The sequence below is a fragment of the Streptomyces sp. NPDC042364 genome (assembly GCF_056437585.1).
Genome location: NZ_JBWKAJ010000009.1, coordinates 164,357 through 185,503 on the forward strand (window position 1 = coordinate 164,357; position 21,147 = coordinate 185,503).

Consider the following 21,147-nt stretch of genomic DNA (forward strand, 5'->3'; position numbering starts at 1 on the left):
GCAGATCTGACAACTTAGCGGTTGATACGGGCAGCCCAACCACTGCTGTCGTAGTGGTGCGATGCGATGCAGTGATCAGGTGAGCGCAGGCTCCGCCTGGTGTGCGTCGATGCTCTCCATAAGCGAGTCGTGAGAAGCGGCAGCCGTCAGCGCGTCGTTCTCCGCCTGGATCCGTACGAGCTCGGATTCCAGGTCCTGGACGCGCTGCTGGAGCCGTCGCATCTCGGCAAGGAGTCGCGGGTCGGAGCCGCCGACGTAACCGAGAAGCGCCTTTGCCATGATGGATGGTCCTCCACACTGAGTGACCGCCCGAAGCGGTGTGGGTCGTGAGGGAATCGCACCCGAGGTGCTTGGCACTGTTGAGTTTTTGCTGCCGTTCTCCATGCCAAACAGCTAAGGTGCGCGGGGCTTTCAGCGTCTCACCAAAAAGTTTGACGGTCAACACGATCACGCCCCGTATTGGCGGGCATCCCGGCGGCGCGCGGCCCTCAACGGGCGGCGCTGCGGCGTTCCGGGGCCCCTCCTGGCCTTCGGAGGCGGGGGGATCATCCTTGTCGCGGAGCTTGCCATGACGACGCTTTCTTGGCAACCACCTGCACATTTCGGTTCTGTACATGCATCCGACATATGCCTGTGGCGCGCCTGGGCCCTCTCGGCCACCCCGCTTCGCGGTCGGCCTCAGCGGATGGCGAAGCCGTCGTAGCCACCCCGGGGTGTGTCCCAGATCTCGGTGACACCGTCCACGCGCCCGGGCGTGTCGTCACTCTGGAGCCACTCGAGCAGCCCTTGACACGCCCCACGGGGGCCCTCGGCGACCACCTGCACCCGCCCGTCGGCCAAATTGAGAGCAAAACCACTCAGGCCGCCGATCTCCAGGGCCCTGGCCCGCGTGAACCAGCGGAAACCCACACCTTGCACCCGTCCGCGCACCCAGACGACCAGCCGTACATCCTCGCTCATGAGTGCACGCTAACGGGCCAATGTCTCCCGGGTCTCTCCCTCCCCTGGCGCCATGCTGTACCGTCCCCACCCAATGAATCTCATATGAAACTCACTCCTTCGTGTGAGATTCGTGAAGACGACGATCACAACGTTGACAGCGTGCACGAACGTCGACGCAGGGACATCGCAAGGACGAGGAAGGCCAGGACATGGGACGCCACCGACGCTCCGCCGCCGGCCGCGCCGCCAGGGGCCGCGCCACCGAGGTCACGAACACGGGATTCGCCGCCGAGGAGCCGCACTACGGTCCGGAGAACCTGTACGGGTTCGCCGCGGTCCTGGAGGCCGACGCGAAGGCCGCGTCACGCGGGAGCGGCTCGCGTCGCCGTAAGAAGAAGGCCGCCACGCCCGTGAAGACGGGCCTGCTCGGCGTCTCCGCGGCCGTCGCGATCGGCACCGCCGCGGTGGCCACCGGAGTCCTGCCGGGCGGCGACAAGTACACGGTCAGCGGCGGCAGCAGCCCCGACGCCGTGGTGCCCGCCGGCTCGCCCACCGGCGCGCCGGCCCAGCAGGGCGGTACGGACGGTGCCGCGCAGCAGCAGCGCGAGGACCAGTCCACCAGCCGTGACGCCGAGCGCGAGGCCTCGCCGTCGGCGACGCCGTCCCCGTCGAAGACGCCCTCCGAGAAGCCCGACAAGAAGCCGGAGAAGGACTCGGGCTCGAAGAAGACCAAGGAGCCGTCCGCCAAGCCCCCCAAGGAGAAGGAGGAGAAGAGCGTTCCTCCGGGGCAGATCTCCGCGGAGGCCCAGGCCGAGGCGGCCGTCCTCCAGCTGGTCAACGAGGAGCGGGCCAAGGCCGGCTGCAGCCCGGTCGCGGCGAACAGCTCGCTGGCGAAGCTGGCCGAGGCGTTCAGCGCGGACATGGCCCTGCGCAGCTTCTTCGACCACACCAACCCCGACGGCGAGGACCCCTGGGACCGCGCCGCCGCCCTCGGGGTAACCGGTCTCGGCGGCGAGAACATAGCCCGCGGCCAGGCGACCGCCGAGGCGGTCATGGAGGCCTGGATGAACAGCCCCGGCCACCGCGCGAACATCCTGAACTGCGACTTCAAGACGCTGGGCGTGGGTGTGCACCTGGGCGACGGCGGCCCGTGGTGGACGCAGGACTTCGGCTACTGAGCCGTACCCCCGTCCCGTCCGCAGACCCGGCGGAGCGCTAACCTTGGGTTAGTGCAACCTTATGGTTAGCGCTGCTTCGGAGTATTCTCGGCGTATGGAATCAGCCGCGCAGACCGCCGTGACGCCCGCGCAGGCCTCCGCGGATGCGGGCGGCCGGGACGGCGGTGACTTCGACGACCTGGCTTTCGACGTGTTCGCCAGGAACTGTCCCTCACGGGGCACCCTGGAGCATGTCACCGGCCGCTGGGGCGCGCTCACGCTTGGCGCGCTGCACGAGGGCTCCCTGCGCTTCAACGAGCTGCGGCGGCGCGTCGACGGTGTCAGCGAGAAGATGCTCTCCCAGACCCTGCACGCGCTGGAGCGCGACGGGCTGGTCCACCGCGAGGCCCAGCCCACCAATCCTCCCCGCGTGGACTACACCCTCACTCCGCTCGGCCAAGCGGTCTCCGAACGGCTGCTCTCCCTCATCGTCTGCGTGGAGGAGCGCATGGAGGACGTGCTGCGGGCCCGGGCGCGCTACGACGAGACCCGCGGGGCCCGCTGACACGTCGGGCAGAAGTAGCTGGACCGGTTCATCCAGGGACGCCGTCGCATCGGTGTACCGCAGCGGCGGCAGGGCAGCCCCTCACGCCCGTACGCGTCCAGGGAGCGGTCGAAGTAACCCGACTCTCCGTTGACGTTGACGTAGAGGCTGTCGAAGCTCGTGCCGCCCACCGCCAGGGCCGCGTTCATCACGTCCCGTACGTGGCCGAGGAGTTCGGTGGTGCGGGGTCGGGTGAAACCGGCGGTCGGGCGCTCGTAGTGGATCCGCGCGCGCCACAGCGCCTCGTCCGCGTAGATGTTGCCGACTCCACTGATCAAGGACTGGTCGAGCAGGGCCCGTTTGATGGTCGTACGCTTCCGGCGCAGCGCCTGGTGGAACGCCTCGGCGTCGAAGAGTGGGTCCAGGGGATCACGGGCGATGTGCGCGATGACGTCCGGCAGGCCGTCGGGGGTCGTGTCGTGCAACGACAGGCCGCCGAAGGTGCGTTGGTCCACGAAGCGGAGTTCGGTGCCCAGGTCGTCCGCGAAGCGGACCCGGATCCTGAGGTGCTTCTCGTCGGCCGCGTCGTGGGGTTGCACGAGGAGCTGGCCGCTCATCCCGAGGTGGGCGAGGACGGCGGTACCGGTGTCGGCCACGGGCAGCCACAGATACTTGCCGCGCCGGCTCGGCTCACCGATGCGGTGTCCCTTGAGCCGGTGCGCGAAGTCCTCGGGACCGGCCAGATGGCGCCGGATCGCCCGCGGGTGCAGCACCTCGACGTCGGCGACGGTCCGGTGGGCGACCCACCGCTGGAGGCCCCGCCGGACGACCTCGACCTCGGGCAGTTCTGGCACGGGGTCCTCCGGAGGTTCGCCGAGGGGGTGGGGGGTGGGTGATCTTGTGGGGCGGCTGTGGGGCGTTGTGGTTGCTCGCGCAGTTCCCCCAGCCCCCGAGAACCACCGGGTGACCCCCGGCTTCTCAGGGGCGTGGGGGAACTGCGCGACCAGCCCGAGGACGGCCCGCACACGACGGCGTACGGAAGCCGCCCCCTCACCCCGGCGGGGGTACGGGGGCGGCAGCCCCCGAAGGAGGGGGACCGAACAGTCAGGCCGACGCGGCGTCCGAGGGCGCGCCCTCGGGCTCGGCGGCCCGCGCGGCGGCTTCCGCGGCCTCCGCGGCCTCCGTGGCCTCCGCAGCGGCCTTCGCCCGCTCGTCCGCCGCGGCGCGGATCGCACGCCAGGCGGACTCGGCCGCCTGCTGCTCCGCTTCCTTCTTGCTGCGGCCGGTGCCGGTGCCGTACGAGACGCCTCCGACGCGGGCGGCAGCGGTGAAGGTCTTCTCGTGGTCGGGACCGGTCTCCGTGACCAGGTACTCGGGTACGCCGAGCCCTTCCGTCGCGGTGAGTTCCTGGAGACTGGTCTTCCAGTCCAGGCCGGCACCGAGGTTCGAGGACTTCTCGATCAGCGGGTCGAACAGGCGGTGCACCAGCTCCGCCGCCGAGTCCAGTCCCTGGTCGAGATAGACCGCACCGATCACCGCTTCGAGGGTGTCGGCGAGGATGGACGCCTTGTCCCGGCCGCCTGTGCCCTCTTCACCGCGGCCGAGCCGGATGAAGGAGCCGAGGTCGAGCCCACGGCCCACCTCCGCCAGCGCACGAGAGTTGACCACCGCGGCCCGCAGCTTGGCCAGCTGGCCTTCGGGCAGGTCGGGGTGGGTGCGGTACAGCGTGTCCGTGACCACGAGGCCGAGGACGGAGTCCCCGAGGAACTCCAGGCGCTCGTTGGTGGGCAGACCGCCGTTCTCGTACGCGTACGAACGGTGGGTGAGTGCGCGCACCAGAAGGGCGGACTCGAGCTTGTAGCCGAGCCGCCCTTCCAGAAGCGTGTGGGACGAGGCTGTGGTGTCCGCCTTTTTCTTGGCGTTGGTCTCCGCCTTGGCGTCAGACATGGAGCCTCTCACCAGCCGCTCAGACCTCGAGGACCTGGCGCTTGTTGTAGGTGCCGCAAGACGGGCACGCGATGTGCTGCTGCTTGGGCTCGTGGCAGCGCTCGCACGCAACCAGGGTGGGGACCGCAGCCTTCCACTGCGACCGGCGGTGGCGCGTGTTGCTGCGCGACATCTTCCGCTTCGGAACAGCCACGGCTACTTCTCCTGCTTCTCGTCGGCGCGTGCTGACTGAGGCGCGCCGCCGCTCATCTCGTCCTTCTCGCCATCTTCGAGTGAACCGGCGAGTCCCTGCAGTGCCGCCCAACGGATGTCGACGGCGTCATGGTGGTGGTCCGGGTCGTCCGCGAGCCGGGCTCCGCATTCGGAGCACAGGCCGGGGCAGTCGTCCTGGCACACCGGCTGCATCGGCAGTGCGAGCACCACCGCGTCACGCAGCACGGGCTCGAGGTCGAACAGGCCGTCCTCGAGGAAGAGCCTGTCCTCGTCGTCCTCGGCGTCGGTGTCGGGCTCCGCGATCACGCGGCCCCGCTCGTCGGCGTCGGGGTACGAGAACATCTCCTGGAAGTCCGCTTCGAGCTCAAGCTCCAGCGGCTCCAGACACCTTACGCACTCCCCCTGGGCCTTGGCACGGGCGGTGCCTGTGACGAGCACCCCTTCCATGACCGACTCCAGGCGGAGTTCGAGCTCCAGCGGGGCGCCTTCCGGCACTCCGATGACGCTCTTGATCCCCAGGTCCTTGGGAGCGTCGACCGAACGCGTCAGGCGCTGCATCGCACCCGGCCGCCGGCCCAGCTCGTGCGTGTCGAACACGAGGGGGTTGCGGTGGTCGAGACGGGCGTTCAGAGCCATGTCAACTTTCGATCTTCGAATCCGGGGGAGGCGCCGCCCCGGTGTTCCGGGCAGCGCACGGTCGCGGGCGTCTTCCGCCAGACAGCATGAACGCACGCGCGACCGAAGAGCCAGGATACTGGACCTTTCGCTATCGGCCCAATCCGCTGTCAGCGGCCCTGCTCGTAGCGGCGCAACTGCTCCGCGGTGATCATGGTGGTGTCGAAGAGACTGGTCTCGTCGAGGGCGTTCGCCGGGGACTGCGCGTACCCCTGGTGCCCCTGCTGGTCCTGGTGTTGCTGATCCAGCTGCTGGTCGAAGTGCTGCTGGTTCGGGTCGTACGAGGGCTGCTGTGGATAGCCCACGGCGTACGGGTCGGCCTGCTGGTAGCCGTAGGGGTCCGCCGCCTGCTGGGGCTGGGCGTACTGCTGCTGGTAGCCGCCGTACTGGTCCTGCTGGTAGGCCGTCGCCCCGTAGGAGTCCTGCTGCGGGACGTACGACGACTGGTCCGGGACCGCGCGGGACGGGTCGGCGGGGGTCTGCGAGAGGGCGGCCAGCTCGGCCAGGTAGTCCGCGTCGCTGGTGGGCGTCGGGGAGGTGCCGTCGTCGTTCAGGGCGAGGGCGCCGAGGTCGTCGGTGGCGATCCGGCCGTGCAGCTTCTGGCGGCCGCGGCCGACGGCCTCCAGGGTCTTGGCGAGGACCGCCTCGAAGGCGCCGAGCTTGGCGTCCACATAGGCGTCCGCGTCGCGGCGGAGGGTCTCGGGGTCGTGGCTGCGCTCGGGGGCGTCGTCTTCCTCGGGGTCCACGTAGCCCTGCTCGCCGATGCCCGGGCCGGTGCCGAGGAGCTTCTCGCGGCCGCGACCCACCGAACCGAGGGTCTTGGTGAGGACGACCTCGAAGTTGGCGAGCTTGGAGTCGACGTAGTCGTCGGCCTCGGCGCGGATGTCCTCGGCCTCCTGGCGGGCCTCGGCGAGGATGCGGTCGGCCTCGTTCCGGGAACGGCGGGCGACCTCGGTGTCGGAGATCAGTGAGCCGCGCTCGGCGTGGGCCGACTCGATGATCCGCTCGGCCTCCTGGCGGGCCCGCTCGACCATGTGGTCGCGGTCCCCGATCAACTCCTGCGCCTGGGCGAGGGAGTCGGGCAGGGCCGCGCGCACCTCTTCGAGCAGCGAGAGCAGTTCGGCGCGGTTGACCACGCACGAGGCCGACATGGGCATGGATCGGGCGCCGGAGACCACCGAGACGATCTCGTCGAGCTTCTTCTGCACGTCCACCGTGTGGTCCACCGTGTGCTCGCCACTCTCTACAGCTGTGTTGGAGACGGTCGGGTCGACTGTACGGCCAGTGGACGACCGTCGGACACCGGGTGGTAGGGACCGGGCCCGGTCCCCCCTCCGCGGCGGGCCCTCAGTCGCGGCGCAGGCGTTCGGCCAGGGCTTCGAGGACGACGGGGGGCACCAGGTGGGAGACGTCGCCGCCCCAGGTGGCCACCTCCTTGACCAGGGACGACGACAGGAAGCTGTAGGTCGGGTTGGTGGGCACGAAGAGGGTTTCCACGCCCGAGAGGCCGATGTTCATCTGCGCCATCTGCAGCTCGTAGTCGAAGTCGCTGACGGCTCGCAGGCCCTTGACGATGGCGGGGATGTCGCGCTGCTTGCAGAAGTCGACGAGGAGACCGTGGAAGGCCTCGACGCGGACGTTGGCGTACTCGGCGGTGACCTGGCGGATCAGGTCGATCCGCTCCTCCACCTCGAACAGGCCCTTCTTCGACTTGTTGATCATCACCGCGACATAGACCTCGTCGTACAGCTTGGAGGCGCGGCCAATGATGTCGAGGTGTCCATTGGTGATGGGGTCGAACGACCCGGGACAGACGGCGCGGCGCACTTGGGATCCCTCGCTCTCCGGTCCGGTCATCGTGCGTCTTCGCACGTAGAGGCGGCGCGACCGTACCAAAACGTTCCCTCGCCGTAACGACGGGCCCGGAGCGCTTCGAAACCGGTCGGCCAGGCGAATTCACCGCCTCTGGTGCTGCGCTCCACGGTGACGAGGGCTTCCTCGGCGAGCCAGCCTCCGGTGCGGAGTGTGAGCAGAATCTCCCGAAGATCGTCGTCCGGGACGGCGTACGGGGGGTCGAGGAAGACGATGTCGTACGGCTTGTCGGGGGCCGGGCCCTGGGCGATCTGCTCCGCTTTGCCCGACCTCACCTCGGCGCCGGGGAGGCCGAGCGTCCTGACGTTGTCGCGGACCGTCCGGGCGGCGCGGGCGTCGGCCTCGACGAGGAGGGTGTGGGCGGCGCCGCGGGACAGGGCCTCCAGGCCCACGGCTCCGGAGCCGGCGTAGAGGTCGAGGACGCGTTCCCCGTCGAGGGGGCCGCCGAGGAGGGCCTGCCAGGTGGAGAAGAGGCCCTCGCGTGCGCGATCGGAGGTGGGGCGGGTGCCGTTCCCCGGCGGGACGGCCAGGCGGCGTCCGCCGGCTGCGCCGGCGATCACGCGGGTCATCTTGGGTCCTTCTTGGTGGTCATGGGCGGCTTCACGGTTCAGTCTGGCAGGCGCGGGAGGAGGGTGCCTCGTGTCCGTTCGACCGCCGCGGACCGTGGTGACGGTCAGCCCTTGTCCAGGTACTGCTCCCTCTCCTCGTCCAGCAGGGCGTCCAAAGCCGTTCTCAGGCCCGGGAAGGATTCCAGCTCCGGGTCGGCGGCGACCACCGACGCCGCTTCCTCCCTCGCCTCCGCGATGATCTCCTCGTCGTCGATCACGGTGAGCATGCGCAGGCTGGTGCGGGCGCCGGACTGGGCCTGGCCGAGGACGTCGCCCTCGCGGCGCTGTTCGAGGTCGATGCGGGAGAGTTCGAAGCCGTCGAGGGTGGAGGCGACGGCGCCCAGGCGCCGGCGGGCGGGGCTGGCCTCGGGCATCTCCGTGACGAGGAGGCAGAGGCCGGGCGCGGAACCCCGGCCGACGCGGCCGCGGAGCTGGTGGAGCTGGGAGACGCCGAAGCGGTCGGCGTCCATGATGACCATCGCCGTGGCGTTCGGGACGTTGACGCCGACCTCGATGACCGTGGTAGCCACCAGGACCTTGGTCTCGCCGGCGGCGAAGCGGCGCATCACCGCGTCCTTGTCGTCCGGGTGCATACGGCCGTGCAGGACCTCGACCCGGAGGCCGCGCAGAGGGCCCTGGGTGAGCTGGTCGGCGATGTCGAGGACGGCGAGCGGCGGGCGCTTCTCGGCCTCGTCCTCCGGGGATTTCTTGTTCTTTCCGGGGCCGGTCTGTTCGTCGATGTCGTCGCCGATGCGGGGGCAGACGACGTACGCCTGGTGGCCGTTCTCCACCTCCTCGCGGACCCGCTCCCAGGCGCGGGCGAGGAAGTGGGGTTTGTCGGCGGCGGGGACGACATGGCTGGCGATCGGCGAGCGGCCCGCGGGGAGTTGGTCGAGGACCGAGGTCTCCAGGTCGCCGAAGACGGTCATGGCGACCGTGCGCGGGATGGGGGTGGCGGTCATGACGAGGAGGTGCGGCGGCTGCTTGCCCTTGCCCCGCAGGGCGTCGCGCTGCTCCACGCCGAAGCGGTGCTGTTCGTCGACGACGACCAGGCCCAGGTCGTGGAACTGCACCTTGTCCTCGATCAGCGCGTGCGTGCCGATGACGATGCCGGCCTCGCCGGTGACCAGGTCGAGCAGCGCCTGACGGCGGGCGGCCGCGCCCATCGAGCCGGTGAGCAGCACCACCTTGGTGGCGTGCTCGGCGCCGCCCAGCATGCCGCCCTCGGCCAGCTCGCCCATCATCTCCGTCACCGACCGGTGGTGCTGCTGGGCGAGCACCTCGGTCGGCGCGAGCATGGCCGCCTGGCCACCGGAGTCGACCACGGCGAGCATGGCGCGCAGGGCCACCAGTGTCTTGCCCGAGCCCACTTCGCCCTGGAGCAGGCGGTGCATCGGGTGTTCGGTGGCGAGGTCGTCGAAGATCTCCCTGGAGACCTTCCGCTGGCCCTCGGTGAGGGTGAACGGGAGGCGGGCGTCGAAGGCGGTGAGGAGGCCGTCAGGGGTGGGGCGGCGGGCGACGGCGGGGAGTTGGGCGTCGGCGTGCCGGCGGCGGGCGAGGGCGACCTGGAGGACGAAGGCCTCGTCCCACTTGAGGCGGTCCCGGGCGCCCTCGACGTCCGCCTTGGTGTGGGGGCGGTGGATCTTCAGGAGGGCCTCGGGGAGGGAGACCAGGCCCCGGCCCGCGCGCAGGGAGTCGGGGAGGGGGTCGACGGCCTCCCGGGCGCTCGGCAGGACCGTCTGCACCGCCTTGGCGATCTTCCAGGACTCCAGCTTGGCGGTGGCCGGGTAGATCGGGATGAGGGCGCCGGCCCAGCTGTCGACCGTCTCCGACACGTCTTCGCCGCGCAGCAGCTCGTATGCGGGATGGGCCAGCTGGAGGCGGCGGTTGAAGACGGAGACCTTGCCGGCGAAGAGCGCGCGGGTGCCGGGGAGGAGCTCCTTGTGGGGCTTGTGCACGCCGTTGCCGAAGAAGACGAGCTGGAGGCGGCCGCTGCCGTCGGTGATGGTGACTTCGAGGCGCTGGCCCTTGCCCCGGGGGGCCTTGGCGGAGGCGAAGCTGTGCAGGCGGGCGTCGGCGACCTGGGCGACCACCGTGACGTGCTCGTCCATGGGGAGGTCGGCGAGGTGGGTGAGCTGCCCGCGCTCCTCGTACCTGCGGGGATAGTGGTGCAGCAGGTCTCCGACGGTGTGCAGGCCGAGGTGCTCGGCCATCACCCTCGCGGTGGCGGCGCCGAGCGTGTTCTTGAGCGGTTCTTCGAGCGCGGGCACGGGATCCATTGCACACCACGGCACTGACAATCCCGTATACGTGCTTGAAATCCGCTGGTCAGGCGGGTCGTTCGCGCCTAGGATGGCGCACTCCCGGGCCTGTAGCGAAGGCCCGTGCCGCCTCCCGTCCGCGGTCACCGTCTCGCGGGACCGCCCTACCCCGCGCCGTCGCCCGACCCCCACCCCACCGGCGCTGCGACGATGGACTCAATGACCTCACAGTCATCCCAGGCATCCCAGACTCCACAGTCACCTCATACGTTCCAGGTCGATCTGCGTGGCCTGGTGGATCTGCTCTCGCACCACCTCTATTCCAGTCCGAAGGTCTACCTGCGCGAGCTGCTGCAGAACGCGGTGGACGCGATCACCGCGCGGCGGGCCGAGGAGCCCGACGCGCCCGCCCGGGTGCGGCTGTTCGCGGAGGGCGGCGCGCTGCGGGTGGAGGACTCCGGCGTGGGGCTCACCGAGTCCGACGTGCACAGCCTCCTCGCCACGATCGGCCGCAGCTCCAAGCGGGCGGACGGGCTGCAGGAGGTCCGCTCGGACTTCCTCGGGCAGTTCGGCATCGGGTTGCTGGCCTGCTTCGTGGTCGCCGAGCGCATCCGGGTCGTCAGCCGCAGTGCCCGTACTCCCGGCGCGCCGCCCGTGGAGTGGACGGCGACCGACGACGGCTCGTACACCGTGCGGACACTGCCGGACGAGGCGCGCCCCGAACCGGGGACGACCGTGCATCTGGTCGCGCGGCCGGGGGCCGCGGACTGGCTCTCGCACGCGCGCGTGCTGTCGCTGGCGCGGGACTTCGGCTCGCTGCTGCCGTACGACGTCCGGGTGGGCGAGGAGGCGGTCACGGACCTGCCGGCGCCCTGGGACCGCCCGTACCCCTCCCCCGCCACCCGGCGGGTGGCCCTCGCGCGGCACTGCCACGACCTGTTCGGGTTCACCCCGCTGGACGCGATAGAACTGGACGTGCCGCTGGCCGGGATCAGGGGCGTGGCGTACGTGCTGCCGTCCGCGGTCAGTCCGGCACAGCGGGCGGGCCACCGGGTGCACCTGAAGGGCATGCTGCTCACCGAGCGGGCCGAACAGCTGCTGCCGGAGTGGGCGTTCTTCGTGCGCTGTGTGCTGGACACGGACAGTCTGCGGCCCACGGCGTCGCGCGAGTCGCTGTACGAGGACGAGACCCTCGCGGCCGTGCGGGAGGCGCTGGGCGACCGGATACGCGGTTGGCTCACCGGTCTCGCCGCGGGCGATCCGGAGCGGCTCGCGGCCTTCCTGTCGGTGCACTACCTGGGGGTGAAGTCCCTGGCGCGGCACGACAAGGAGATGCTGCGCACGATGCTGCCGTGGCTGCCCTTCGAGACGACCGACGGGCGGCTGTCCCTGGAGGAGTTCGCGCAGCGGCACCCGGTGGTGCACTTCACGCGGACGGTGGAGGAGTACCGCCAGGTCGCGCCGATCGCCTCCGCGCAGGGCGTCGGGGTGATCAACGGCGGCTACACGTACGACAGCGAACTGGTAGAGGCGCTGCCGTCGGTGCGGCCGGGCACGGTCGTCGCCGAGCTGGACGCCGACACGGTGACCGCGCATCTGGACGCGCCCGACCCGGACGAGGAGCTGGCGCTGGCGGGCTTCCTGTCGGCCGCGCGGGCGAAGCTCGACCCGCTGGGATGTGATGTCGTGCTGCGGGCGTTCCATCCGCTGTCGGTGCCCGCGCTGCACCTGGACGACCGTTCCTCACGGCACGAGCAGGCCCGCGCGGAGGCCGAGGAGCAGGCCGACGACCTGTGGGCGGGCATCCTCGGCTCGCTGCGCGGCAGTGCCCCGCGCGCGCGGCTGGTCCTCAACCATCTCAATCCACTCATCCGGCGAATCGGTTCCCTGCACGATCCCGAGCTGATCGGGACCGCCACCGAGTCCCTGTACGGGCAGGCCCTGCTGATGGCGCAGCGGCCGCTCAGGCCGGCGGACTCGGCTCTCCTGAACCGCGCGTTCATAGGCCTCCTCGAGTGGGCCACGCACAGTGAGACCGGGTCCGGGGAGGGCGGCCGACCGTGAGGGACGTCATGGACTTCGACGAACTGCGCCGGGCCATGGCGGAGAACTACGAGCAGCCGGAGGGCCCCGCCCGCAACGCGCGCGCGGAGCGGCTGCTCTCCGAGGCCGAGAGGCTGAACATCCCGCTCGCCGTGATCGAGGCGCTCGGACACCAGCTGAAGGTCTACAACTACAGCTCCGAGAAGGACAAGATGTTCGTCCCGTTCGCGCGCCTGCTGCGCATGTGGGACGAACGCCCCGAGGACTTCGACGAGTACGAGGTCCACTCACTGCACTGGGTGTTCAAGTGGATGTCGGCCGGCATGCTCAACCAGCCGCATGTGCCGCTCGCCTCCATCGAGAAGTGGCTCGGCGAGATGGAGCACCGCTACCGGCTCGCCGGGCACTCGGAACGGGCCGTGCGCAGCGCCGAGTTCAGTGTGGCCGCGCACATCGGTGACCTGGCGCGGGCCGAGCGCGCGTACGAGGCGTGGCTGGCCGCCGACCGGGACAGCATGGCGGACTGCCACGCGTGCGAGCTGCACGGCCAGGGCTGGTGGCAGGCGCGGCAGCGGCGGGACGCCGAGGCGCTGCGGCTGTGGGCGCCGGTGCTGGAGGGCGAGTACACCTGCGCCCATGAACCGCACACCGTCCTGGCGTCGTCCCTGCTGCCGCTGCTGCGGCTGGGCCGCCCGGACGAGGCGCGCGCCCACCATCTGCGCGGCTTCCGGCTGGTGCGGGCCATGGAGAGCATGCGGGGCGCGTACGCGGACCACGTGGAGTTCTGCGCCCTGACCGGCAACGAGGCGCGCGGCCTGGAGCTGCTGGCCGAGCGTCCGGCGTACTTCACGGACTCCGGGGACCCGCGCAGCGGACTGGACTTCCTGGCCGTGGTTGCCCTCCTCATGGACCGTCTGGTCGCCCGCGGGTTGGCCGACCAGACGGTCCCGGGCCCCGCCGGCCGTACCTGGACCGCCGGCGAACTGGCCTGCCACGCGCGCGCCGAGGCGCTTTCCCTGGCCGCCCGGTTCGACGAGCGCAACGGCACGGCGTACGTCAGCACGCAGGTCCGGGAGCGCATGGACCGGCCGCCGCTGGTGGACCGGCTGCCGCTGGGCGTGCGCTCGACGCGCACGGTGCCGGTCCCGGCGCCCCGGCAGCCCCCCGCCGTGGAGCGGACGGAGCCGGCTCCGGCGCCGGACGACCTGCCCGCGCTCCTCGCCGAGGCGCGGCGGCTGTCCGAGTCCCTGCACCCGGACTCCGTGGGCGCCTGGGCCGCCGTGGCGCGTGCCGCCGAGGCGGACGGCGCGGAGCTGGAGGCCCACGACCGGGCGGAGATCGTCGACCACCGGGCGATCGGCCTCGGGCCCGAGGGGCGCACCCTGTTCGAGCACGCGGCCGAGCTGTACGAGGAGGCCGGTGACCCGGGCGAGGCGCTGGCCGCACGCGCGCGTGCGGCGACCGTCCACGCCCTGAACGGCCACACCGAGGAAGCGCTGGAGCTGCTCTCCGAGCCGTACGAGAAGGCCCTCGCCCTCCACGCCGGTGGCGGCACGGGCCTGCGGCAGACGGCGTCCGTGCTGGTGGGGCGGGCTCGGATACTCATGCAGCGGCTGGAGGAGGCGGACCAGGGCGAGAGCGCGGTGTCGGCCGCCGAGGCGGCCGTGCGGGAGCTGGCGGAGTTCGTCGAACCGCACCGCGCGCAGGATGTGCGGCTGGCCTCACGGGCCGCGGAGGCGCGGGCCATGCTCGGGGAGCTGGCCGAGCGCGGCGGGGACGCGGAGGCCGCCGCGGCCCTGTTCGAGGAGGCCGCGGAGCGGTATGTGACGGCCGGGGCGCCGTGGTTCGCGGTGCAGTACGAGGCCCGGCTCGCCGGGATCGCGCAGCAGCTCGGGGACCTGGAGCGGGCCGAGCGGGCGGCCCGCGCGGCGCTGGAGCACGGCGGTACGGATCTGGAACCGATGGGTCACGCCCAGCTCCACGTCCAGCTGGCCGAACTCCTGGGTGCCGCCGACCGGGTCGAGCCGGGCGCCGAGCACGCGCTGGAGGCGGCGCACTGGGCCGACGAGGCCGGTGAGAGCCGGACGCTCGGCTCCTGGGCCCGGCATCTGCTCGGCGGGTTCCTGCTGCGGCAGGGGCGATGTGCGGAGGCCGCGGAGGTACTGGAGTCGGCCCTCCTGGATCTGACCGCCGAGATCCACGGGGACGGGGCCATCGCCCAGACCCTGTGGTGGCTCGGCGACTGCCACACCGAGATGGGCGAGCACCGCGAGGCGGCCGACCGCTGGCTGCGGGCCGCCGACATCACCCGGCACTGGCCCGAACAGCGTGACCATGCCGTGCTCGCCCACCTCGCCGCCGAGGCCCTCGCCCGCGCGGGGCTGCCCGCCGAGGCGGACCGGGCGTACGAGCGCGCGGGCGACCTCTGGGGAGAGCTCGGGAACGTCCACGGGTATGTGCGGGCGCTGCGGGCGCGGGCCTGGTACGCGGCGCGGGAGGGCGCGGGGCTCGACGCCGCCCGGGGGCTGATGGGCGACGCGGTGGTCGGGTGCGAGGCGGCCCTGTCGGACGTGACCGGCGAGGAGAACCGGCTGCGGATCCACGCCGAACTCGGCGAGACGTACCGGCAGTTCGGTGACCTGCTCGCCCGGTCCGTCGCCGCGGACGCCGAACTCGCCTCGTACCGGGCGGTCTTCGAGGAGGCGCTCGCCCTCGTGGAGCGGGCCGTGGCGGTGTACGGCGCCCTCGGGGCCGGCTTCCTCGACGCGCGGACCGGCGCTGAGCTGGCGGCCGGGTGGCTGGAGGCGGACCTCCGGCGGGCGGCGGACGCGGCGGGACGGGCGCGGAGTGTGCTGGCCGCGTACGGCGACGGCGGTGATACCCATGGCGACGGCGGCCGGGAGGACGAGACGGCGGTGGCGCGCCGAGCGGAGGCGGAGCGGTTGTTGGGGCTCGTGGAGGGCTTGGGCGAGGTGGGGAACGTGGGGGACGGCTAGACCGGGTGGGGGCGGGTCCCCTGGGTCTCGCCCCCGCCGCCCCTGACCGTCCCGTCCCCGTGGGCCGCTGCCCCTTCGACCCCGTTGGGCGCCCGGTGGCTCGGGGACGTGCGTGGTCGGCGGGCCGTTGCCCGCGTCTTCAAGCTGCGCCCGGTGCTCCGCGGCCCCGGGGAACGGGGCAGGGCTGCGCCCTGTCCGTGCTACTCGACGCCGATCAGCAGGAGTGCTCCCTGGCGGCCGCCCCGGTAGACCACCGTGTCCACGCCCAGGTGGGACTCGCGCAGCCTGGTCTCCACATGGTCGGCGACGCCCGCGGGGGCGTCGTCTCCGAGGACCAGGGTGACCATTTCGCCGCCGGCGGCGAGCATGCGGTCGACGACCGTGGCGGCGGTCGCGGTGACGTCGTCGCCGATGACGGCGACATCGCCGTCGATGAGACCGAGTACGTCGCCGGCCTGGCAGATGCCGGCCATGGTCCAGGACTGCCGCTCGGCGATGACGACCTCGGCGTAGCGGGTGGCGCCGGCCGCGGAGGTCATGGAGACGACGTCCTCGTCGAAGCGGCGTCCGGGCTCGTGCACGGCGAGGGCGGCGATGCCCTGGACGGCCGAGCGGGTGGGGATCAGGGCCACCCGGACACCCTCGGCACGGGCCTGTTCCGCCGCCGCGGCCGCCGTGTGGCGCAGCTCCGCGTCGTTGGGCAGGAGCACCACCTCGCGCGCGTGGGCGCGCCGTACGGCCTCCACGAGTTCCCCGCTTGCGGGCGGCTCGCCCGGGCGGGCCAGCACCGTGGTCGCGCCGGCCTCGGCGTACAGCCCGGCCAGGCCCTCCCCCGGGACGACGGCCACGACGGCGCGCTGGGCCCGCTCGCGCGGCTGCCGTCCGGCCGCACCGGCCATGTGCGCGTCCTCGGCCCCGAAGTGCGTGATCCGGATCCGGTACGGCCGCCCGGCCTCGACCCCAGCCTCCACGGCGGCACCGGCGTCGTCGACGTGCACATGGACGTTCCACAGTCCGTCCCCGCCGACCACGACGAGCGAGTCGCCCAGTTCGTCCAGGCGACGGCGCAACCGGGCCACGGCCGCGTCGTCCGCCTCCAGGAGGTAGATCACCTCGAAGGCGGGCCCGTCGGCGGCCGGCCGGTCGTCGGCGCACGCCTCGGGCCCGGCGTCCCGCGCACCGGGCCGGGCGCCGGCACCGGCGCCGGTCACGCGCGCGTGCGCCGCCGGGAGGCCGGACGAACCGACGGCCGCGGTGACCCGCGTCCTCGGCGCCTCCCCCGTGAACGTCTCCACCAGCGCGGCCAGCACCGCCACCAGTCCACGCCCGCCCGCGTCCACGACCCCCGCGCGGGCCAGCGCCGCCAGTTGCCCGGTGGTCGCCGCGAGGGCCGTGCCGGCGCCCTCGTAGGCGGCGCGGGCCACCATGCCGCAGTCGCCCTCGGCGGCGGCCACCGCGTCTGCGGCCGCGGAGGCGACCGTGAGAACGGTGCCCTCCACCGGATGCGCCACCGCCTCGCGTGCGGAGTCCGCGGCGTGCCGGAGGGCGAGACGGAGTCCCCGCCCGTCGGTGTGGGCGGCCTCACCGCCGTCCGCGAGCACCTGCGCCATTCCCCTCAGGAGCTGCGCGAGGATCGTCCCCGAGTTTCCCCGGGCACCTATGAGTGCCCCGTGCGCCATGGCCCGCGCGGCCTCGGCGAGCGTGGGGTGCCTGGCGGCGGTCCCGCCCGGAGCGCCTCCGGCCCCTCCCGCGGAGCGGGGCGCCGCCCCGGTCTCGTGGCCGGTGAACACCGCCTCCACGGCGGCCGCCGCCGACTCCATCGTCAGGTAGAGGTTCGTCCCGGTGTCGCCGTCGGCCACCGGATAGACGTTGATCGCGTCGATCTCCTCGCGCGCCCGCCCCAGTGCGGCCAGCGCGAGCCCGCACCAGGTGCGCACCGCGAGAGCATCGAAGAATGTCTGCGGCACCTGCGGCACCTGCGCCTCCTTGAGCTGCTTGGCTGCTGGACGTGGGGTGGGGACGCCGCACGCCGCAGGCAGCGTAGACCCGCAGCCATGACCGCCGGTAAGAGGGCCGGGGCGAGGCCCCGACCAGCCATGGTAGTTTCGTTGTACGGACGCAGTCGTTGTATGCTGCTCCGGTTGCCCGATCCGGATCACCGATCCAGGCCGGGCTTTCCCCCTGGCAACGCCACTCGGATCCCGGTCTCGGGATCGTGATCCCGGCATGCCGGGATCAACCGTAAGTGCATCTGAAGTCTTTGGAGTGACCCGTGGCTGCCAACTGCGACGTCTGCGGCAAGGGGCCGGGCTTCGGCAACAACATCTCGCACTCGCACCGCCGTACGTCCCGCCGCTGGAACCCGAACATCCAGCGTGTGCGTACCGTGGTGGGCGGGACGCCGAAGCGCGTGAACGCTTGCACCTCGTGCATCAAGGCCGGCAAGGTCTCGCGCTGACGCTCAGCTAGCGCGCGGCCACTGTTGGTTCGCTGCACAGAGCCGGTCCACCGATGGGTGGGCCGGCTTTTTGCCGTGCCCTCGCGGACCCCGGTCCCGCGCACTCCTCCCACGGGCCCGCGGGTGCGTGCCGCGCCTCTCCCGGACGCCTCGCGGACAAGAGGCGGGTCCACACGCGTGTGCCCCTGCCGGAATCCGGTGAAAGCCCTTCGGCATCCTCGGCCCCCTCGAAGCACGCGGCGACGACGGCACCCCCCCTGGCCCCTGGCGGCCCCCGGCCCCACAACCCCCGCGCCCCTCTGACGCTGCCGCTCCCCGGCAGGGGCCGCACGGTCCGCCCGGCGCCTGACCGGCGGGCTGTACGGGTCCGCGCCGCCCACCGGGACGTACGGGTCCGCGCCGCCCACCTGAACCGCCAACGCCCTCCGGTGGCAGGGCCGGCCGACCACCTGGGCGCTCGGCCGGGTGACGCGCGAAGCCCCGGCCGGGGCCGGGCACCGCGCGCGGCGCCGCCCCACCATCTCGCCGTCGTACGCGCCGTGCGCGATGAATCATCCAGGCGTCCTTCATCCAGCGGCTCACCGAGAGGCCGGCGACGCACTTCAGGCCGCCGGAGCACCCCTCGTGAGCGCCCACCCGTGGTCCACGGGTCCGATACCGCCGCCGAGCGCGAACCCGGCGGCGATGGCCCCCGTGACGTACTCCTTGGCCGCTGCCACGGCCTCCGGCACGCCCAGCCCCTGCGCGAGCCGTGACGCGATCGCGGAGGCGAGGGTGCAGCCCGTGCCGTGCGTGTGCCGGTTGTCGTACCTCGGTGCCCGCAGCCAGTGCTCCTCGGAACCGTCGGTGAGCAGGTCGACGGCGTCCCCCGAGAGATGCCCGCCCTTGATCACCACCCAGCGGGGCCCGTACGCCAGCACGGCCTCGGCCGCCTCGCGCATCCCGGCTTCCGACTCGACGCGTACACCGGTGAGTTGGGCGACCTCGTCGAGGTTGGGAGTGGCGACGGTCGCCGTGGGCAGCAGCCGCTCGCGAACGGAGTCCAGGGCGGACGCGGCGAGCAGCGGGTCGCCGTGCTTGGAGACACCGACCGGGTCGACGACCACGGGCGCGTCCGTGGCGGCGAGCAACTCGGCGACCGTCTCGACGAGTTCGGCGGAGGCGAGCATGCCGGTCTTGACGGCCCGGACGCCGATGTCGTCGACGACGCTGCGGTACTGGGCGCGGACGGCCTCCACCGGAAGCTCCCAAGCGCCCTGCACCCCGAGGGAGTTCTGCGCGGTGACGGCCGTGACGACGCTCATGCCGTGCACGCCGAGCGCCAGCATGGTCTTGAGGTCGGCCTGGATGCCGGCCCCGCCCCCGGAGTCGGAGCCGGCGACCGTGAGCACCGTGGGCGGCGCGCTCCGTGCACCGGTCATGACTCTATGTCCGCGAAGTGGTCCCAGCCGCCCTTGTTGGTCCAGGGCGCTCCGTCGACGGTGACCTGCGGCAGCACCGACGGGTTGAGGACCTCGCCGATCACCTTCCAGCGGGCGGGCAGCTTCACGTCCGGCGGGAAGGTCGCCACGATCGCGTGGTCCTCACCGCCGGTGAGCACCCACTGGATGGGGTCGACGCCGACGGCCTGCCCGATGTCGTTCATCTGGGACGGGATGTCGATCGCGCCGGAGCGGATGTCGATCCGGCAGTTGCTGGCCTCCGCGATGTGCCCGAGGTCCGCGATCAGCCCGTCGCTCACGTCACACATCGCCGTGGCACCCAGATCGGCGGCGGCGGGGCCCGCGTGGTACGGCGGCTCGGGGCGCCGGTGGGCCTCCACGAAGGCGCGCGGCGAGCGGAAGCCGCGGGAGAGGACCGCGTGCCCGGCGGCGGACCAGCCGAGCCAGCCGGTGACGGCCACGACGTCCCCGGGCTGGGCCCCGCCCCGGGTCACCGGCTCGTGGTTGCGCAGATCACCGAGCGCGGTGATGGAGATCATGATGGTGTCGCCGCGGACGACGTCACCGCCCACGACGGCCGCCCCGGCGACCTGGCACTCGTCACGCAGGCCGTCCATCAGCTCCGTCGCCCAGGTCACCGGGAGATCGACGGGCGCGACCAGGCCGAGGAGCAGCGCGGTGGGCACGGCGCCCATGGCGGCGATGTCGGCGAGGTTCTGCGCGGCCGCCTTGCGACCGACGTCGTACGCCGTGGACCAGTCGCGGCGGAAGTGCCGCCCCTCCAGCAGGAGGTCGGTGCTCGCCACGACCCGGCGGTCCGGCGCGGCCACCACGGCGGCGTCGTCGCCGGGGCCGACCCGGACCGCCGGGGTGGTGGTGAGCCGGGAGGTGAGCTCCCTGATGAGCCCGAACTCCCCCAGCTCTCCCACGGTGCCCTTCATCGTCGTATCGCCCCTTCTTGTGCCGCTTCCAGTGTCGCCCGCGCCCGGTCGCGAGCGGTCCTCGCCCTCGGTACGGTCGAGTCGACGGTCAACTTCCGCGCTCCCCGCGCCCCGGAGTGCGCGGCGCGGCCTGTGCGGGTCTCCCCGTGGCGCGCGACTACGCGATACCGTGGCGTTCCTTTTCCCCACATGATCCTCGTGGCCGCCCTGGAGGTTCCGTGGTACAGGCGTACATCCTGATCCAGACGGAGGTCGGCAAGGCGTCGACCGTCGCCGACACGATCAGCAAGATCCCTGGAGTCATCCAGGCCGAGGACGTGACGGGTCCCTATGACGTCATCGTCCGCGCCCAGGCCGACACCGTGGACGATCTCGGCCGGCTGGTGGTCGCCAAGGTCCAGCAAGTGGACGGCATCACCCGCACCCTGACCTGCCCGGTGGTGCACCTCTAGCCCCCGTCTACCCTTGGCCGGTGTACTCCTCGCGTCACCGGCACCCCGCTCGTCTCGGGCTGCCCGTCCTGGTCGTGTCGTTGATCGCCGTCGCGGGCTGCTCCTCAGCAGACGACGGCGGATCTGCGGCGGTTCCCAGCCCGGACGCGACCGTCACGAAGCTGTGCCGGAACCTGGACGGGGCGTTGCCGCGGAAGGTGGACGGTCTCGGCCGCCGGGACCCCGACCCCGCCTCGCCGCTGACGGCGGGCTGGGGCAGCCCGGCGATCATACTGCGCTGCGGTGTACCCCGGCCGCCGAAGATGACCGACCCGGCGGTGGCCGAGGGGAGGGACGCCGACGCGGTGGCCGGTGCGGTGGACGGCGTGGACTGGCTGATGGAGAAGCGGGACGACGGGTCGTACCGCTTCACCACGGCGAACCGCTCGGCGTATGTGGAGGTGACGGTGCCGGCGGAGAGGGCCGGGGAGGACACCTCTCCGGTCCTCGTGGGGCTGGCGCCCGCCATCAAGGAGGCGATTCCCGAGGGGATCGCCTCCTGAGGAGCTGCCTGGGAGGGCCGCCGGGGGGTGCGGGCCGTGCGGGGCCGGTTGCGC

At 72.3% G+C, this 21,147-nt stretch carries 20 protein-coding genes; 7 read left to right on the plus strand and 13 right to left on the minus strand.

Annotated elements, in window-relative coordinates; genetic code table 11:
* Nucleotides 1-75 precede the first annotated feature (75 nt).
* On the minus strand, nucleotides 76-279 hold the full coding sequence (locus tag AC067N_RS20060) for a hypothetical protein (protein ID WP_009327638.1): 204 nt from the start codon (nucleotides 277-279) through the stop codon (nucleotides 76-78).
* A gap of 399 nt (nucleotides 280-678) precedes the next feature.
* The gene (locus tag AC067N_RS20065; RefSeq protein WP_478680239.1) at nucleotides 679-960 is read right to left on the minus strand and encodes an acylphosphatase; all 282 of its coding nucleotides are present in this window, start codon (nucleotides 958-960) and stop codon (nucleotides 679-681) included.
* A 191-nt stretch (nucleotides 961-1,151) separates the two neighbouring features.
* Between AC067N_RS20065 and AC067N_RS20070 the strand changes: the two genes are divergently transcribed.
* Both AC067N_RS20070 and AC067N_RS20075 read left to right on the plus strand, forming a co-directional pair.
* Nucleotides 1,152-2,120, plus strand: coding sequence for a CAP domain-containing protein (locus tag AC067N_RS20070; protein WP_478680240.1), 969 nt, complete (start codon nucleotides 1,152-1,154; stop codon nucleotides 2,118-2,120).
* A 94-nt stretch (nucleotides 2,121-2,214) separates the two neighbouring features.
* Nucleotides 2,215-2,664, plus strand: a complete 450-nt coding sequence (locus AC067N_RS20075; protein WP_478680241.1) for a winged helix-turn-helix transcriptional regulator — start codon at nucleotides 2,215-2,217, stop codon at nucleotides 2,662-2,664.
* Here AC067N_RS20075 and mutM read toward each other — a convergent pair.
* From mutM to recG, 8 genes are all read right to left on the minus strand, one after another.
* Complete coding sequence (mutM, locus tag AC067N_RS20080; protein WP_478680242.1) at nucleotides 2,637-3,497, minus strand: bifunctional DNA-formamidopyrimidine glycosylase/DNA-(apurinic or apyrimidinic site) lyase; 861 nt, start codon at nucleotides 3,495-3,497, stop codon at nucleotides 2,637-2,639. The two genes, AC067N_RS20075 and mutM, sit on opposite strands and share 28 nt — an antisense overlap.
* A gap of 250 nt (nucleotides 3,498-3,747) precedes the next feature.
* Nucleotides 3,748-4,590 carry a ribonuclease III gene (rnc, locus tag AC067N_RS20085; protein WP_478680243.1) on the minus strand — a complete coding sequence of 281 codons (843 nt, stop codon included), beginning with the start codon at nucleotides 4,588-4,590 and terminating at the stop codon, nucleotides 3,748-3,750.
* A 19-nt stretch (nucleotides 4,591-4,609) separates the two neighbouring features.
* A complete protein-coding gene (gene rpmF / locus AC067N_RS20090; RefSeq protein WP_003951102.1) occupies nucleotides 4,610-4,783 on the minus strand; it encodes a 50S ribosomal protein L32 in 174 nt (57 codons plus the stop codon).
* Nucleotides 4,784-4,785: 2 nt separating this feature from the next.
* Nucleotides 4,786-5,439 carry a YceD family protein gene (locus AC067N_RS20095; protein WP_478680244.1) on the minus strand — a complete coding sequence of 218 codons (654 nt, stop codon included), beginning with the start codon at nucleotides 5,437-5,439 and terminating at the stop codon, nucleotides 4,786-4,788.
* Between the two features lie 149 nt (nucleotides 5,440-5,588).
* On the minus strand, nucleotides 5,589-6,692 hold the full coding sequence (locus AC067N_RS20100) for a cell division initiation protein (protein WP_478680378.1): 1,104 nt from the start codon (nucleotides 6,690-6,692) through the stop codon (nucleotides 5,589-5,591).
* Between the two features lie 133 nt (nucleotides 6,693-6,825).
* Nucleotides 6,826-7,305, minus strand: a complete 480-nt coding sequence (coaD, locus tag AC067N_RS20105) for a pantetheine-phosphate adenylyltransferase (protein ID WP_468082169.1) — start codon at nucleotides 7,303-7,305, stop codon at nucleotides 6,826-6,828.
* A gap of 26 nt (nucleotides 7,306-7,331) precedes the next feature.
* Nucleotides 7,332-7,919, minus strand: a complete 588-nt coding sequence (gene rsmD, locus AC067N_RS20110; RefSeq protein ID WP_478680245.1) for a 16S rRNA (guanine(966)-N(2))-methyltransferase RsmD — start codon at nucleotides 7,917-7,919, stop codon at nucleotides 7,332-7,334.
* Between the two features lie 104 nt (nucleotides 7,920-8,023).
* Complete coding sequence (gene recG, locus AC067N_RS20115) at nucleotides 8,024-10,237, minus strand: ATP-dependent DNA helicase RecG (RefSeq protein WP_478680246.1); 2,214 nt, start codon at nucleotides 10,235-10,237, stop codon at nucleotides 8,024-8,026.
* 201 nt (nucleotides 10,238-10,438) lie between these two features.
* Between recG and AC067N_RS20120 the strand changes: the two genes are divergently transcribed.
* Nucleotides 10,439-12,283, plus strand: coding sequence for an HSP90 family protein (locus AC067N_RS20120; RefSeq protein WP_478680247.1), 1,845 nt, complete (start codon nucleotides 10,439-10,441; stop codon nucleotides 12,281-12,283).
* An 8-nt stretch (nucleotides 12,284-12,291) separates the two neighbouring features.
* Nucleotides 12,292-15,258, plus strand: coding sequence for a tetratricopeptide repeat protein (locus AC067N_RS20125; protein WP_478680379.1), 2,967 nt, complete (start codon nucleotides 12,292-12,294; stop codon nucleotides 15,256-15,258).
* Between the two features lie 200 nt (nucleotides 15,259-15,458).
* Here the strand turns inward: AC067N_RS20125 and AC067N_RS20130 are convergent, their stop codons facing one another.
* Complete coding sequence (locus AC067N_RS20130; protein ID WP_478680248.1) at nucleotides 15,459-17,234, minus strand: DAK2 domain-containing protein; 1,776 nt, start codon at nucleotides 17,232-17,234, stop codon at nucleotides 15,459-15,461.
* A gap of 296 nt (nucleotides 17,235-17,530) precedes the next feature.
* Here AC067N_RS20130 and rpmB point away from each other — a divergent pair, with 296 nt between their 5' ends.
* The gene (gene rpmB / locus AC067N_RS20135) at nucleotides 17,531-17,716 is read left to right on the plus strand and encodes a 50S ribosomal protein L28 (protein WP_003993230.1); all 186 of its coding nucleotides are present in this window, start codon (nucleotides 17,531-17,533) and stop codon (nucleotides 17,714-17,716) included.
* 602 nt (nucleotides 17,717-18,318) lie between these two features.
* Here rpmB and thiD read toward each other — a convergent pair.
* Entirely contained in the window at nucleotides 18,319-19,137 is an 819-nt protein-coding gene (gene thiD, locus AC067N_RS20140) for a bifunctional hydroxymethylpyrimidine kinase/phosphomethylpyrimidine kinase (protein WP_478680249.1), read from the minus strand.
* Nucleotides 19,134-20,099: a thiamine-phosphate kinase gene (locus AC067N_RS20145; RefSeq protein WP_478680250.1), complete on the minus strand. Its 966-nt coding sequence runs from the start codon at nucleotides 20,097-20,099 to the stop codon at nucleotides 19,134-19,136. Before AC067N_RS20145 ends, thiD begins: the two co-directional genes overlap by 4 nt.
* A 218-nt stretch (nucleotides 20,100-20,317) precedes the next feature.
* Between AC067N_RS20145 and AC067N_RS20150 the strand changes: the two genes are divergently transcribed.
* Both AC067N_RS20150 and AC067N_RS20155 read left to right on the plus strand, forming a co-directional pair.
* Entirely contained in the window at nucleotides 20,318-20,551 is a 234-nt protein-coding gene (locus AC067N_RS20150) for an Lrp/AsnC family transcriptional regulator (RefSeq protein WP_055512560.1), read from the plus strand.
* Between the two features lie 20 nt (nucleotides 20,552-20,571).
* Nucleotides 20,572-21,093, plus strand: coding sequence for a DUF3515 domain-containing protein (locus AC067N_RS20155; RefSeq protein ID WP_478680251.1), 522 nt, complete (start codon nucleotides 20,572-20,574; stop codon nucleotides 21,091-21,093).
* The last annotated feature ends 54 nt before the right edge of the window (nucleotides 21,094-21,147 follow it).